The organism is Streptomyces sp. NPDC022910, assembly GCF_055561075.1.
In genome coordinates, this window is sequence record NZ_JBVHHL010000002.1 from 161,978 (window position 1) to 176,963 (window position 14,986).

General features: G+C 70.4%; 13 protein-coding genes. 7 read left to right on the forward strand and 6 right to left on the reverse strand.

Annotated elements, in window-relative coordinates; genetic code table 11:
- Nucleotides 1-105: 105 nt before the first annotated feature.
- Both ACZ3TS_RS02575 and ACZ3TS_RS02580 read right to left on the reverse strand, forming a co-directional pair.
- A complete protein-coding gene (locus tag ACZ3TS_RS02575; RefSeq protein WP_467613027.1) occupies nt 106-807 on the reverse strand; it encodes a class I SAM-dependent methyltransferase in 702 nt (233 codons plus the stop codon).
- 83 nt (nt 808-890) lie between these two features.
- Nucleotides 891-1,517, reverse strand: a complete 627-nt coding sequence (locus tag ACZ3TS_RS02580) for a DUF3043 domain-containing protein (RefSeq protein WP_467613030.1) — start codon at nt 1,515-1,517, stop codon at nt 891-893.
- A gap of 298 nt (nt 1,518-1,815) precedes the next feature.
- Here ACZ3TS_RS02580 and ACZ3TS_RS02585 point away from each other — a divergent pair, with 298 nt between their 5' ends.
- From ACZ3TS_RS02585 to ACZ3TS_RS02605, 5 genes are all read left to right on the forward strand, one after another.
- A complete protein-coding gene (locus ACZ3TS_RS02585; RefSeq protein WP_467613033.1) occupies nt 1,816-2,610 on the forward strand; it encodes a PspA/IM30 family protein in 795 nt (264 codons plus the stop codon).
- A gap of 40 nt (nt 2,611-2,650) precedes the next feature.
- Nucleotides 2,651-2,929: a PspA-associated protein PspAA gene (gene pspAA / locus ACZ3TS_RS02590; RefSeq protein ID WP_467613036.1), complete on the forward strand. Its 279-nt coding sequence runs from the start codon at nt 2,651-2,653 to the stop codon at nt 2,927-2,929.
- A 241-nt stretch (nt 2,930-3,170) separates the two neighbouring features.
- On the forward strand, nt 3,171-4,400 hold the full coding sequence (locus ACZ3TS_RS02595; protein WP_467613039.1) for a sensor histidine kinase: 1,230 nt from the start codon (nt 3,171-3,173) through the stop codon (nt 4,398-4,400).
- Between the two features lie 22 nt (nt 4,401-4,422).
- Nucleotides 4,423-5,103, forward strand: a complete 681-nt coding sequence (locus ACZ3TS_RS02600; protein ID WP_467613042.1) for a response regulator — start codon at nt 4,423-4,425, stop codon at nt 5,101-5,103.
- Nucleotides 5,104-5,315: 212 nt separating this feature from the next.
- Nucleotides 5,316-8,408 carry an efflux RND transporter permease subunit gene (locus ACZ3TS_RS02605; RefSeq protein WP_467613045.1) on the forward strand — a complete coding sequence of 1,031 codons (3,093 nt, stop codon included), beginning with the start codon at nt 5,316-5,318 and terminating at the stop codon, nt 8,406-8,408.
- A gap of 69 nt (nt 8,409-8,477) precedes the next feature.
- Here the strand turns inward: ACZ3TS_RS02605 and nadA are convergent, their stop codons facing one another.
- Nucleotides 8,478-9,662: a quinolinate synthase NadA gene (gene nadA / locus ACZ3TS_RS02610; protein WP_467613047.1), complete on the reverse strand. Its 1,185-nt coding sequence runs from the start codon at nt 9,660-9,662 to the stop codon at nt 8,478-8,480.
- A gap of 382 nt (nt 9,663-10,044) precedes the next feature.
- Between nadA and ACZ3TS_RS02615 the strand changes: the two genes are divergently transcribed.
- Nucleotides 10,045-10,401, forward strand: a complete 357-nt coding sequence (locus ACZ3TS_RS02615; RefSeq protein ID WP_055491910.1) for an iron-sulfur cluster assembly accessory protein — start codon at nt 10,045-10,047, stop codon at nt 10,399-10,401.
- A gap of 86 nt (nt 10,402-10,487) precedes the next feature.
- Here ACZ3TS_RS02615 and ACZ3TS_RS02620 read toward each other — a convergent pair whose 3' ends face one another.
- Together ACZ3TS_RS02620 and ACZ3TS_RS02625 are read right to left on the reverse strand one after the other, a co-directional pair.
- Nucleotides 10,488-12,023, reverse strand: a complete 1,536-nt coding sequence (locus ACZ3TS_RS02620) for a hypothetical protein (protein WP_467613051.1) — start codon at nt 12,021-12,023, stop codon at nt 10,488-10,490.
- Nucleotides 12,024-12,204: 181 nt separating this feature from the next.
- Nucleotides 12,205-12,414 carry a hypothetical protein gene (locus ACZ3TS_RS02625; RefSeq protein WP_467613054.1) on the reverse strand — a complete coding sequence of 70 codons (210 nt, stop codon included), beginning with the start codon at nt 12,412-12,414 and terminating at the stop codon, nt 12,205-12,207.
- Between the two features lie 132 nt (nt 12,415-12,546).
- On the opposite strand from ACZ3TS_RS02625, the gene ACZ3TS_RS02630 reads away from it, so the two are divergent.
- Nucleotides 12,547-13,521: a carbohydrate kinase family protein gene (locus tag ACZ3TS_RS02630; RefSeq protein WP_467613057.1), complete on the forward strand. Its 975-nt coding sequence runs from the start codon at nt 12,547-12,549 to the stop codon at nt 13,519-13,521.
- Nucleotides 13,522-13,547: 26 nt separating this feature from the next.
- On the opposite strand, the gene ACZ3TS_RS02635 is transcribed toward ACZ3TS_RS02630, so the two are convergent.
- A complete protein-coding gene (locus tag ACZ3TS_RS02635; protein ID WP_467613060.1) occupies nt 13,548-14,924 on the reverse strand; it encodes an aminotransferase class V-fold PLP-dependent enzyme in 1,377 nt (458 codons plus the stop codon).
- Nucleotides 14,925-14,986 lie beyond the last annotated feature (62 nt).

Sequence of the window (14,986 nt, forward strand, 5' to 3'; positions counted from 1 at the left end):
CCCGAGTGTCGGTTCGGGACGGTCGCCCCGCTTTCTCGATACGCCCAAACGGCAGCGCTTCGGCTCAGCCGTGACGGCGGCCGCCGACGGCGCCGCGAGCCGTCCTCAGCCCCGCACCCCGCACAGATGCAGCAACGCCGCGACCCTCCGATAGGGATCGGTTCTCCCGGCCCGCTCCTCGGCCGCCAGCAGCGTCTCGAGATCGGCGGGCAGCTCCGCCCCGTCCGGCGCCGTGTCGGTGAAGACCCTTACCCCGTACCACGCGTGCAGCGGGGCTCCGATCCCCGCGAGCGTGGCGGTCAGTGCCTCCAGCCGGTCCGCACGCACGTCGAGCCCGAGCCTGTTCCGGTACGTCACCGTGTCGAACGCGCCCAGCGCCCCCGCCCAGTCCCCGGACAACCCCGGCCGCATCGCCAGCGCGTCGCCGTTGCGGACGAGCAGCGACAGCAGGCCGCCGGGCGCGAGCATCCGCGCCAGCCCCGCCACCAGGGGATCGGGCTCCTCGACGTACATGAGCACCCCGTGGCACAGCACCACGTCGAAGCTGCCCGGCAGGAAGTGCACCCCCGTGTCCCGGCCGTCGCCCTCGATGATCCGCACGCGCTCCCGGATGCCCTCCGGCTCCCCGGCCAGGGCCTCGCGGGCCGCGGAGATCATCTTCGGGTCCTGCTCGAGCCCGGTGATCCGGTGCCCGGCCCGGGCCAGGCGCAGCGCCTGCGTGCCCTGGCCCATGCCCACGTCGAGCACCCTCAGCCGCTGCCCCACCGGGAACCGCCCGGCTATCTGCTCGTCGAGCTGCCGGGCCACCAGCTCCTGCCGTACGACATCGCGCAGGCCGCCCAGCCCGCTCAGCCAGGAATCCGCCGCCTGCCCGGAGAAAGAGTCCGTGCTCAGGGCCGCTCTCCGCGCTTGACCTGCGGCTTCGGCAGCCGGAGTCGGCGCATCTGCAGGGAGCGCATGAGCGCGTAGGCGATCGCGCCCCTCTTGTTCTGGTCCGGGAAGCGCTCGCTGAGCCGCTTCCTCAGCCGGAACACGGAGAGGATCGAGTCGAGCACGATCAGCACGATCACGACGAGCCACAGCAGCAGCGCGATGTTCTGCAGCGCGGGCACCCGCACCACGCTCAGCACGAGAATGACCACGGCCAGCGGCAGGAAGAACTCCGCGACGTTGAAGCGGGAGTCGACGAAGTCGCGCGCGAACTTGCGCACCGGGCCCTTGTCCCGCGCCGGCAGGTACCGCTCGTCACCGCCGGCCAGCGCCTGGCGCTGCCGCTCCATGGCGGCGCGGCGCTCGTCGCGCTGCCGCTTGGCGGCGTCCTTGCGCGTCATCGACGTGTTGGCGACACTGCGCCGCTGGGACTGGGCCTCACTGCGCTTGGGCGTGGGCCTGCCCTTCGGGGCCTGCGGGTCACGGGGCTGCTTGGAGTCGGTCACCGGCGCCTTGTCGGCGGGGGCCTTCTCATCCTTGGCACGGCTACGGAACACAAAACCCAAGGGTACGGGGTATTCCCGCATGGACCCCAGCCGACTGGGGAACGATCCGGCAACACCGGTCGTCTGTACTGGGACAGAGGGGCCTGAAAGGGAAGACCGTCGACGTTCTTCCGGAAGGCGACTGAGGGAATCCGGGAGTCACCCCGTACGTAACCTCGGGGGACACCTACTCCCTACGCCGGAGCGGGACCGCGGGCAGTCGTCCTTGGGGATGACCTCATCCGTTCCCGAACAGTGCGGTAATGGATGCAGGGCCCGTACTGTGGGTTCTGTCGCAGAGCTGGAGCTGGAGTCCGTCAGAAGGGGGCGCGCGAAGCCCATGAGCGGTGTCATGAAGCGTATGGGGATGATCTTCCGCGCGAAGGCGAACAAGGCCCTTGACCGGGCCGAGGACCCGCGCGAGACCCTCGATTACTCGTACCAGAAGCAGCTGGAGCTGCTGCAGAAGGTGCGCCGCGGTGTCGCGGACGTGGCGACCAGCCGCAAGCGCCTGGAGCTGCAGCTCAACCAGCTCCAGAGCCAGTCCACCAAGCTCGAGGACCAGGGCCGCAAGGCGCTCGCCCTCGGCCGCGAGGACCTGGCCCGCGAGGCGCTGTCCCGGCGCGCCGCGCTCCAGCAGCAGGTGACGGATCTGGAGACGCAGCACCAGACCCTGCAGGGCGAGGAGGAGAAGCTCACGCTCGCGGCCCAGCGCCTCCAGGCGAAGGTGGACGCCTTCCGCACGAAGAAGGAGACCATCAAGGCGACGTACACGGCGGCCCAGGCGCAGACCCGCATCGGCGAGGCCTTCTCCGGCATCTCCGAGGAGATGGGCGACGTCGGCCTGGCGATCCAGCGCGCCGAGGACAAGACGGCCCAGCTGCAGGCCCGCGCCGGCGCGCTCGACGAGCTCCTTGCCTCCGGTGCCCTGGACGACCCCACCGGCATGGCCAAGGACGACCTCCAGGCCGAGCTGGACCGGCTCTCCGGTGGTACGGATGTGGAGCTGGAGCTGCAGCGCATGAAGGCGGAGCTGGCCGGTGGCTCCTCGCAGCCCCAGGCCATCGAGGGCGGCACGGGCCAGGGACAGAACCAGTCCCAGCCGCAGGACACCCCGCGCTTCGACAAGCAGTGAACCCTGTCATCCACCGCGTCCCACGCCTGAGGAGGGCGACATGATCGTACGGATCATGGGGGAGGGGCAGGTGAAGCTGGACGACGCCCACTTCACCGAGCTGAACAAGCTGGACGACGAGCTGCTCCGGGAGATGGAGGGCGGCGACGAGCAGGGCTTCCGCCGCACTCTGTCCGCCCTCCTGGACGAGGTGCGCCGCCTGGGCACCCCACTCCCGGACGACTCCTTGGAGCCGTCGGAACTGATCCTGCCGTCACCGGACGCGAGCCTGGCGGAGGTCCGCGAGATGCTGAACGACGACGGGCTGATCCCGGGCTGAGGCTGCGCACTGGGCTGGGGATGCGGCATTGTTCAGCCCAGCTCAGGCACCACCAGCCCGTCATGGGGCCCCGATCGAGCGAAGCCGAGAGTGGGGGAGCTTGAGGACGAGGCCGTTCCGGCCGATGCGGGGGCCCGGGGGCGGCAGGCCCCGGTTTGCCCGACCTCGGGTACCAGCTGAGCCGCCGGGCCCTGAACGCCACCGTTCCGCCCGCCGCAGGCGGACCCGTACCTTTGCTGAGGTGAGCACCCTAGAACGCACCAGGCACGGCCTCCGCGCCCACCCGCTCGCCCTGGACGCCGTCCTCGCCTTCGGCGTCCTCGTGTGCATGGTGGCCGGTTCTTTTGTCGACCCCCACGGCAAGGGTGGGACGACCTGGGCCGCTCACACCCCGGACGCCCTCAGCCTCACCCTCATGGTGTTCTCCGCGGCGGCCCTGGTGTTCCGCCGCCGCAACCCGCTGGCCGTCCTCGCCGCGACGGCCGCCCTCTCCCTCGTGGAGCTCGTCACCGCCGACCCCCGCGCCCCCGTCGCCATGTCGGCGGTCGTCGCCCTCTACACCGTGGCCTCCACCACCGACCGCCCCACCACCTGGCGCGTCGGCCTGCTCACCATGACGGCCCTGACCGGTGCCGCCATGCTCGTCGGGCCCCTCCCGTGGTACGCCCAGGAGAACCTCGGACTCTTCGCCTGGACGGGCATGGCCGCGGCAGCGGGCGACGCCGTGCGCAGCCGCCGCGCCTTCGTGCACGCCATCAGGGAGCGCGCCGAACGGGCGGAACGCACCCGCGAGGAGGAGGCCCGCCGCCGGGTCGCCGAGGAGCGACTGCGCGTCGCCCGCGACCTGCACGACGTCGTCGCCCACCACATCGCCCTGGTCAATGTCCAGGCCGGGGTGGCCGCGCACGTCATGGACAAACGGCCCGACCAGGCCAAGGAGGCCCTCGCCCACGTCCGTGAGGCCAGCCGCTCCGCGCTCAACGAACTGCGCGCCACCGTCGGTCTGCTCAGGCAGTCCGGCGATCCCGAGGCCCCCACCGAACCGGCCCCCGGCCTCGCCCGCCTCGACGAACTCGCCGACACCTTCCGCAACGCCGGCCTCCCCGTCGAGGTCGCCCGCGCCGACCACGGCACCACCCTGCCCGCCGCGGTCGACCTGGCCGCCTACCGCGTCATTCAAGAGGCCCTCACCAATGTGCAGAAGCACGCGGGCCACAAGGCGAAGGCCGAGGTCAGCGTCGTCCGTGTGGGGCCGAACGTGGAGATCACGATCCTCGACGACGGAACCGGCGAGGACACCGCGCCCGAGGACGACGGCCACGGCGGACACGGTCTGCTCGGCATGCGGGAGCGCGTCACCGCGCTGGGCGGCGCCCTCACCGCCGCTCCCCGCTACGGAGGCGGCTTCCGGGTCCATGCGATCCTTCCGGTCAAGAACCGTGTGACGACCGCGGCCGGGGAGAGCGTCTGACCGCCGCCCAGGGAGGGCCCGTATGACCATCCGTGTTCTGCTCGCCGACGACCAGGCGCTGCTGCGCAGCGCCTTTCGCGTGCTCGTCGACTCGGAGCCGGACATGGAGGTGGTGGGCGAGGCGTCCGACGGTGCCGAGGCGGTCCGGCTGGCCAAGGAGCAGCGCGCCGACGTGGTGCTGATGGACATCCGGATGCCTGGGACGGACGGTCTCGCCGCCACCCGCCTGATCAGCGCTGATCCCTCCCTCGCCCATGTCCGGGTGGTCATCCTGACGACCTTCGAGGTCGACGACCACGTCGTGCAGTCGTTGCGCGCCGGGGCTTCGGGCTTCCTCGGCAAGGGATCCGAACCGGAGGAACTGCTGAGCGCCATCCGAGTGGCGGCCGGTGGCGAGGCGCTGCTGTCGCCCGCCGCCACCAAGGGGCTCATCGCCCGTTTCCTCGCGCAGGGCGACGGCGACGACGGGCGCGACCCGGCCCGCTCGGACCGGCTCGACACGCTCACCGGACGCGAGCGTGAGGTGCTCGTCCAAGTGGCCGGCGGGCACTCCAACGACGAGATCGCCGAACGCCTGGAGGTCAGCCCGCTGACGGTGAAGACACACGTCAACCGGGCCATGGCCAAGCTGGGCGCACGTGACCGGGCACAACTGGTCGTCATCGCCTACGAGTCCGGACTGGTGCGCCCCAGGGTGGAGTGAGCCGGCGAACCGGGCTCGCAGAAGGGGCGCGACCCGGTTACCTCCAAGGGTGGAGTGACCTCCACCGAGCCGTACTGCGCCCGCAGTAGACGTCGCACAAGGAAATGGACCTTGGGGCGACGGATCGACGCCGGCCGATGGCTCAGGGTGTAGGGGTGGGCGCTCATCCGCGCCCGGACCTTCCGCTCAGCCACAGAGAGAGACGCCGACCCATGTCCTGGCTGTCACGATTCAGCCTCGCGCAACGGGCCCTGACAGCACTGACGTCGATCATCGCGATCGTCTTCGGAGCGATCGCGATCCCACAGCTCAAACAACAGCTCCTGCCGACCATCAACCTGCCCGTCGTGTCCGTCCTGGCGCCGTACCAGGGGGCGTCCCCCGACGTGGTGGAGAAGCAGGTCATCGAGCCCCTGGAGAACACTCTCGAGGCGGTCGACGGCATCAAGGGCGTCACCTCCACGGCGAGCGAGGGCAACGCCGTCCTCATGGCGTCCTTCGACTACGGCAACGACACCAAGCAACTCGTCGCCGACGTCCAGCAGGCGGTAGGCCGCGCCCAGCTTCCGGACGCGGTCGACCCGCAGGTCATCGCCGGTTCGACGGACGACATCCCGGCCGTGGTCCTCGCCGTCACCTCCGACAAGGACCAGCAGGCGCTGTCCGACCAGCTCGACAAGACCGTCGTCCCCGCGCTGAAGGACATCGGCGGAGTCGGCCAGGTCACCGTGAACGGCGTACGGGACGTCCAGGTCACCGTCACGCCCGACGACGCGAAGCTCGCCCGGGCCGGCCTTGCCGCGGCGGCGCTCGGCCAGGCCCTGCAGGCGGGCGGCGCCACGGTACCCGCGGGCTCCTTCGACGAGAACGGCAGCAACCGTACGGTCCAGGTCGGCGGCGGTTTCACCTCGCTGCGGCAGATCGAGGACCTGATGGTCACGGCCGAGGCCGGCAAGAAGCCCGTACGTCTCGGTGACGTGGCCACGGTCAGGCAGGAGGAGGCCAAGGCCGACTCCATCACCCGTACGGACGGCAGGCCCAGCCTCGCCGTGAACGTCACCATGGACCACGACGGCAGCGCGGTAGCCATCTCCGACGCGGTCAAGGACAAGCTGCCGGACCTGCGCAAGGACCTCGGCTCCGGTGCCACGATCACCGTGGTCAGCGACCAGGGTCCGGCGGTCTCCAAGTCCATCCACGGTCTGACGACCGAGGGTGCGCTGGGCCTGCTCTTCGCGGTCCTGGTGATCCTGGTCTTCCTGGCGTCGGTCCGCTCGACCCTCGTCACGGCGGTCTCCATCCCGCTGTCGGTGGTCCTGGCCCTGATCGTCCTGTGGACGCGCGGCCTGTCGCTGAACATGCTCACGCTCGGCGCGCTGACCATCGCCATCGGCCGCGTCGTCGACGACTCGATCGTGGTCCTGGAGAACATCAAGCGGCACCTCGGCTACGGCGAGGAGCGCCGGACGGCCATCCTCACCGCGGTCCGCGAGGTGGCCGGCGCGGTGACCTCGTCCACGCTGACGACGGTGGCGGTCTTCCTGCCGATCGGCCTGGTCGGCGGCATGGTGGGCGAGCTGTTCGGCCCGTTCTCCCTGACCGTGACGGCGGCCCTGCTCGCCTCGCTGCTGGTGTCGCTGACGGTCGTGCCGGTCCTGTCGTACTGGTTCCTGCGCGCCCCGAAGGGCGGGCCAGAGGATGCGGCCGAGGCGCGCCGCGCGGCCGAGGAGAAGGAGGCGAAGAGCCGTCTGCAGCGCTTCTACGTGCCCGTGCTGCGCTTCGCGACCCGTCGCCGCCTCACCAGCGTGGCGATCGCTGTGGTCGTCCTGGTCTGCACCTTCGGCATGGCGCCCCTGCTGAAGACGAACTTCTTCGACCAGGGCGAGCAGGAGGTCCTCACCGTCAAGCAGAAGCTGAAACCCGGCACGAGCCTCGCGGCTACGGACGGCCAGGCGAAAAAGGTCGAGAAGATGCTCGCCGGGGTGAAGGGCGTCAAGGACTACCAGGTCACCATCGGCTCGTCCGGTTTCCTGGCCGCCTTCGGCGGCGGCACGGACACCAACCAGGCGTCGTACACGGTCATGCTGGACGGCTCCGCGAAGTACAAGGACGTCCAGAGCCGCATCGAGGCCGGGCTGGCCAAGCTCTCCGGGATCGGTACGACCACCGTGTCGGCGGGTGACGGATTCGGCAACCAGGATCTGAGCGTGGTCGTGAAGGCGGCCGACGGGAACGTGCTGCGCAAGGCCTCGGAGGAGGTCCGCGCCGAGGTGGCGAAGCTCAAGGACGTCACGGACGTGACGAGCGACCTGGCGCAGAGCGTGCCGCGCATCTCGGTCAAGGCCGACTCCCGTGCCGCCGCGGCCGGTTTCAACGACCGGACGCTGGGCGCTGCCGTCGCCCAGGCGGTGCAGGGCACCACGGTCGGCAAGGCGGTCCTGGACGACTCCGAGCGGGACGTCGTCATCAGGGCGGCGAAACCGGCGCAGACGCTGGACCAGCTGAAGAACCTCCGGCTGGGCACGGTGAAGCTGGGCGACATCGCGACCGTGAAGCTCGTGGACGGCCCGGTGTCGATGACCCGCATCGACGGTCAGCGGGCCGCGACCATCACGGCGCGTCCGACGGGTGACAACACGGGCGCGGTCGGCACGGACCTCCAGTCGAGGATCAACGCGCTGAAGCTGCCGGCGGGCGCGACGGCGGAGATCGGCGGTGTCTCGTCGGACCAGAGCGACGCGTTCAAGAACCTGGGCCTCGCGATGCTGGCCGCGGTGGCGATCGTGTTCATGCTGCTGGTCGGCACGTTCCGCAGCCTGGCCCAGCCCCTGATCCTGCTGGTCTCCATCCCGTTCGCGGCGACGGGCGCGATCGGCCTCCTGATCGCCACGGGAACCCCGATGGGCGTTCCGGCGATGATCGGCATGCTGATGCTGATCGGCATCGTGGTGACGAACGCGATCGTGCTGATCGACCTGATCAACCAGTACCGCAAGCAGGGGTACGGCGTCGTGGAGGCCGTGGTGGAGGGCGGCCGTCACCGGCTGCGCCCGATCCTGATGACGGCCCTGGCCACGATCTTCGCGCTGCTCCCGATGGCCCTGGGCATCACGGGTGAGGGCGGCTTCATCGCCCAGCCGCTGGCGGTCGTGGTGATCGGTGGCCTCGTCACCTCGACCCTGCTGACCCTTCTGCTGGTCCCGACGCTCTACGCGATGCTGGAACTCCGCAAGGAGCGCCGCGCGAAGAAGAAGACGGCGAAGCAGCAGACCAAGACCGAGGTCTTGGAGCCCGCAGGCGTCTAGTGCATGACACAGGGCCCGGCCCGCACGTCCGTGCGGGCCGGGCCCTGTGTCATGCCCGAAGCCCCAGACCTACGGCAGCGCCAGCATCCGCTCCAGCGCCAGCTTCGCGAACGCCTCGGTCTCCTTGTCCACCTCGATGCGGTTGACCGGATTCCCCTCGGCAAGCGACTCCAGCGCCCACACCAGGTGCGGCAGGTCGATGCGGTTCATCGTCGAGCAGAAGCACACCGTCTTGTCGAGGAAGACGATCTCCTTGCCCTCCGGCGCGAAACGGTTCGCCAGCCGGCGTACGAGGTTCAGCTCCGTACCGATGGCCCACTTGGAGCCCGTCGGCGCCGCCTCCAGCGCCTTGATGATGTACTCGGTCGAACCGACGTAGTCCGCGGCGGACACGACCTCGTGCTTGCACTCCGGGTGGACGAGCACGTTCACCCCGGGGATCCGCTCGCGCACGTCGTTCACCGAGTCGAGGGTGAAGCGGCCGTGCACCGAGCAGTGACCGCGCCAAAGGATCATCTTCGCGGCACGCAGTTCCTCGGCCGTCAGCCCGCCGTTCGGCTTGTGCGGGTTGTAGACGACGCAGTCGTCCAGCGACATGCCCATGTCCCGCACCGCCGTGTTGCGTCCCAGGTGCTGGTCCGGCAGGAACAGGACCTTCTCACCCTGCTGGAACGCCCACTCCAGGGCCCGCTTCGCGTTCGACGAGGTGCAGATGGTGCCGCCGTGCTTGCCCGTGAACGCCTTGATGTCCGCGGACGAGTTCATGTATGAGACCGGCACGACCTGCTCGGCGATGCCCGCCGCGCTCAGCACGTCCCAGCACTCGGCGACCTGTTCTGCCGTCGCCATGTCGGCCATGGAGCAGCCGGCCGCCAGGTCCGGCAGGACCACCTTCTGGTCGTCGGACGTCAGGATGTCCGCCGACTCCGCCATGAAGTGAACACCGCAGAAGACGATGTACTCGGCTTCCGGCCGCGCCGCGGCGTCCCGGGCCAGCTTGAAGGAGTCGCCCGTGACGTCCGCGAACTGGATGACCTCGTCGCGCTGGTAGTGGTGGCCGAGCACGAAGACCTTGTCCCCGAGCTTCTCCTTGGCGGCACGGGCGCGTTCGACCAGGTCCGGGTCGGACGGGGAGGGCAGGTCGCCGGGACACTCGACGCCCCGTTCGCTCCTCGGGTCGGCCTCACGGCCTAGCAGCAGGAGGGCGAGGGGCGTCGGCTGTACGTCGAGCTCCTGGGTCTGGGCGGTGGTCACGACACGCACCCTTTCTGTTCTGCGGCTCGCCGGCCCTGGGGCGGGTCGGCGGGACATGCGGGACAAGCCTTTTCGTCAAATCGACGCTATCTATCATAACCGGTTCATGTCAGTTTGACGATGGCCATAGCGTCTGTGTGACGTGAATCCCGGCACGCCCAAGTCGCCTTTCTGCGAAGAGACGCCCGGTGATCCATGGGTCGTACGGCGGGCGACACGACGATGTCACCGGGGTGGTCCACAGGCCGCTGTGCGCGTTCCGGGGTGTATGCGAGCATGAAGGGGGAAGCGAAAAGAAACGCGCTCGGCCCGGAATGAATCCGCGGCCACGCCGGTTGCACTCGTCGGCAAGCAGTCTCCGTACAACCCGGGAGAGATGTAGATGTCCGTACAGGACGAGACCACCACCGTCACCGACGGCATCATCCTGACCGACGCCGCCGCGGCCAAGGTCAAGGCCCTGCTCGACCAGGAAGGCCGTGACGACCTGGCGCTGCGCGTCGCGGTTCAGCCCGGTGGCTGCTCGGGCCTGCGCTACCAGCTCTTCTTCGACGAGCGTTCCCTCGACGGCGACGTGGAGAAGGACTTCGGTGGGGTCAAGGTCGTCACCGACCGGATGAGTGCCCCGTACCTGGGCGGCGCCACCATCGACTTCGTCGACACCATCGAGAAGCAGGGCTTCACCATCGACAACCCGAACGCGACGGGCTCCTGCGCCTGCGGCGACTCCTTCAGCTGAGCACCCGGCACCAACCGGTGACCGGTGGGCGTACGAAGGCGGCGTTCCCTCAAGGGGACGCCGCCTTCGCGTATCCGCCGGCCGCTCTACCGCGACTGCGTCGACGCCGACCCGCCGGAGGACGCCTTCGGCAGCGTGCCGGCCGTCTCCTTCGGGATCGCCTTGCCGTCCGAGCCCACCACCTCGCGGTCACCGAGCGGCGCCTTCAGATGCAGGGTCTCGTGGTAGATCTTGGCGATCATGATGCAAACCTTGCCCTGCCAGGGCGTCTCGGTCACCGTCACGGCCACCTTGCCGGAGCCCTCGCTCACGGACGCCGCGTAGTCGGCGCACACCCCGCCCTCGTAGGCGATGGTGAGGTCCCTGCCTTCCGCGGTGTAGCCCATGACCTTCACATCACGCTTCGTCGGCGCCGACGAGGGCTGGTCGCTGGGCCCGCTCGTGCCCGGGCTCGCGGTCTCGCTCGGCTGTCCAGGCGGCTGCGGCGCGGTCAGATACTGCGGGTCGACCGCCGGATGCGTCACCGTGAAGTCGTCCCCGGCACCCGCCGGCCGCACCTCGAACAGCCACGACGGCACCAGTACCGGCTTTCCGTCCATGGAGTGCACGGCCAGCCCGAACACCGCCTCCTCCACGGACGCCGACGCCCGTTTCGGCAGCACGGTGGACGTCTTGCAGGGCGTCTCGTCCCGGTCCTTCAGCGGCACCGGGCTGGCGCAGCCGCCGATGCCCTTGCGGCCGTACGACGTGGTCGCGCCGTTCATCAGATCCAGCGTCTTCTTGGCGCCGATGACGGGATAGGTGGCGCCCTCGACCGGCGTATCGAGGTTTCCGCTGCCGCCCGTCACCTGGCCGTCCGCGGCGATCTGGAGGCCGGTCGACCAGCCGTACGTGGGCAGCCCGCCGACCTTCGGATCGGCGTTCACCACGCGGACCGAGCCCATGAGCCCGCGCGCGTCGAGCTGGGCGTCGTCCTGTCCCAGTGCCTTCAGCACCGGCGCGGCGGCCTTCTTGGCGGCGGCCTCGCTCACCGGACCGGGGGTGCTTTCGGCGGACACGCACACCGTGGCGCTCTTGCAGAGGTTGTCGGACCTGGGCGCGTACCGGCTGAACGTCCAAGCCCCCGGCGCCTGCCTGTTCACCTGCAGGACCGGCCCCGAACCGTCCTTCGTGCTCCCGACCGTCCAGGCCCCGGCGACCAGCTTCGGAGTGCCGCTCACGTTCAGCGCCTCGGCCAGCCGGGCCACCTCGTCCTGTGTCACCGTGTGCTTCGCCCAGTACACGGGCGCCGACTTCGGGCCGTCGGGCAGCTTGCCCTGTGCGGTGTACGTCGTGCCGTACGGATCGGGCTCGCCCACCGCGATGCCGGAGGTGCCGCCGCCCTCGCTGTACCCGTCGAGGGCCAGCGCCGGGGGAGTGGCGTCCCCGCCCGGTGTCGCGGAGCCGCCCGATCCGCCGGACGCGGTGGCGGCGAGATACGCCCCGCCGCCTGCGAGGAGCAGGACCGCGGCCGCGACCGAGGCGACGACCGCCGGGGAGCGTCGCCGGCGCGGAGCGGTTTCCTCCGCGTCCTCGGTGACTTCGGTGCCGTCACTCGCGTCGTCGGGTCGCTCGGTGTTCACCGCATCGCTCCTTCGGCTGCACTGCTGTCCCAGGAGACCTCGCCGTGCCGCAAACGGCCACAGGAAGGTCGTACACCGCCTCCCCTGTACGGGGGACGGCGATGGGACGCAGCGGGGGAGCGCACGGTTCCCGGGAGCGCCCGGTTCCCGAGCGGCGCGCCCGGTGCGCGAGAGCGCCCGGTCAGTCCCCGTAGTCGTACATCGCGTCCAGGAGGCGGGCCGAGGCGGGCGGCACGCTGACCCCGTGGATCAGGGACGGAGAGACGGGTGAAGGAGCGGTCTTCGCCGGTCCGGCCCAGTGTGGAGCCATACGGGCGCTCTCGCCGGGAAGCGACGCCAGGTCGCCTTCCAGGTCGAGCGGGGCGGTGCCCTGAACCTCGATCTTCGTCATAGGGGAACCGTAGGCACGGTCGCGCCCACGAAGAAAGATCTACTATCGGGTAGTTTTGCCCGCTTCAGAGGGACCGGCCGACCGGGTAGCGTGAACCGTCAATCCCCTCCTCCACAGGAGCGTGTCCTCGCCGTGCGTATCGCAGTCACCGGCTCCATCGCCACCGACCACCTCATGACCTTCCCCGGCCGTTTCGCCGACCAGCTCGTCGCGGACCAGCTGCACACCGTCTCCCTCTCCTTCCTGGTCGACCGTCTCGACGTACGCCGTGGCGGGGTGGGCGCGAACATCGCCTTCGGGATGGGGCAGCTCGGCACCCGGCCGATCCTGGTCGGCGCGGCGGGGTCGGACTTCGACGAGTACCGGGCGTGGCTGGACCGGCACGGAGTGGACACGGCCTCCGTACGCATCTCCGAGACCCAGCACACCGCCCGCTTCGTGTGCACCACCGACGCCGACCACAACCAGATCGGCTCCTTCTACACCGGTGCCATGAGCGAGGCCCGGCTCATCGAGCTCAAGACGGTCGCCGACCGGGTGGGCGGCCTCGACCTGGTGCTGATCGGTGCCGACGACCCGGAGGCGATGCTGCGCCACACGGAGGAGTGCCGCACCCGGTCCATCCCGTTCGCCGCCGACTTCTCGCAGCAGATCGCGCGCATGAACGGTGACGAGATCCGGATACTGCTGGACGGGGCGACCTTCCTCTTCTCCAACGAGTACGAGAAGGGGCTCATCGAGACCAAGACGGGCTGGAGCGACGCCGAGATCCTGGCCAGGGTGGGCCACCGCGTGACCACGCTCGGCTCGCGGGGGGTGCGCATCGAGCGGTCCGGCGCGGACCCGATCGAGGTGGGTGTTCCCGAGGAGACGGCGAAGGTCGACCCGACGGGTGTCGGCGACGCCTTCCGCGCCGGCTTCCTCTCGGCCCTGGCCTGGGGAGTCCCGCTGGAGCGCGCGGCCCAGGTCGGCTGCATGCTCGCGACCCTGGTCATCGAGACGCTGGGCACCCAGGAGTACCAGCTGCGCCGCGCCCACTTCATGGACCGCTTCACCAAGGCGTACGGCGACGAGGCGGCGATGGAGGTCCAGGAGCACCTGGTCTGACACCGGGGCGGGCGGCGTCCCGGTAACTAGGAAAGCCGGCGGACCACATAGGCGGAGCCCCGCTCCGCCGGCTCCTCCCCTACGTACTCCTGCTCCCGCATCTCGCACCACGCGGGGATGTCGAGACGCGCCGCCTCGTCGTCCGAGAGGACGCGCACCGTACCGCCCACCGGGACGTCCTCGATGACCTTGGCCAGCTCGATCACCGGGATCGGGCAGCGTTTGCCGAGGGCGTCGACGACGAGGGCGTCCTGATGCGCGGCGGTCCGCGGGGACGGCGCGCCCAGCTTCTGGCGCACCGCCGACACCGCGCCGGGCAGCACCGAAAGGAACCGGTCGACCTCCTCGGCCGGCGTCCCGGTCGGCAGCGAGACCCGGACGTTGCCCTCGCTGAGCACTCCCATCGCCTTGAGTACATGGCTCGGCGTCAGCGTGCTGCTCGTGCAGGACGATCCGGACGAGACCGAGAAACCCGCACGGTCCAGCTCGTGCAGCAATGTCTCCCCGTCGACATAGAGACAGGAGAAGGTGACGATCCCGGGCAGTCGGCGGTCCGGGTCGCCCACCACCTCCACATCGGCGACCAGCTCCGGCACCCGCGCCCGGATCCGCTCCGTCAGCTCCCGCAGCCGTACCGACTCCTCGGCCGCGTCCGCCCGCACCGCCCGCAGGGACGCCGCGGCCGCCACGATCGCCGGGATGTTCTCGAACCCGGCCGCCCGCCCCGACTCCCGTTCGTCCACCGGCCCTTGAGGCGCGAACCGCGTCCCCTTGCGCACGACGAGAAGGCCGACACCCGACGGTCCGCCCCATTTATGGGCACTGGCCGTCAGCACCGACCAGTCGCCCTCGACCGGACCCCAGCCCAGCGACTGCGCAGCGTCCACCAGCAGCGGTACCCCGGCGGCACGGCACACCGCGGCCACCTCGGCCACCGGCTGAACCGTTCCGACCTCGTGGTTGGCCGACTGGAGGCAGGCCAGCGCGGTGTCCCGGCGCAGCGCTGCCTCGTACGCCTCAGGGGTGACCGTGCCCCCGCGGGAGACCGACACCCGCGTCACCGTGCCTCCGTTTCCCTCGAACGCCTCCGCCGAATGGAGCACGGAGGAGTGTTCGACCGCTGACACGATCAGGTGGCGTCCCACCCGGCGGCGGCCCGCCAGTGCCCCCTCGACACCGGAGTGCACCGCCCGGGTACCGGACGCGGTGAACACCAGCTCGTCCGGGCGGCAGCCCACGGCCTCGGCGGCCGCCTCGCGTGCCGCGTCCAGCAGGAGCCGGGCCCGCCGGCCCTCGCGGTACAGCCGGGCGGGATCGGCCCACCCCTCGTCGAGCGAGGCTGCCAGGGCCTGCCGGGCAACGGGATGCAGGGGAGCAGCGGAAGCCGCATCGAAGTAAGCCACACAGCCACGCTAATCGCCCCGAAGGGGCGCGGAACAGTGTCGACGTGCGCTTCCGTCGGGTG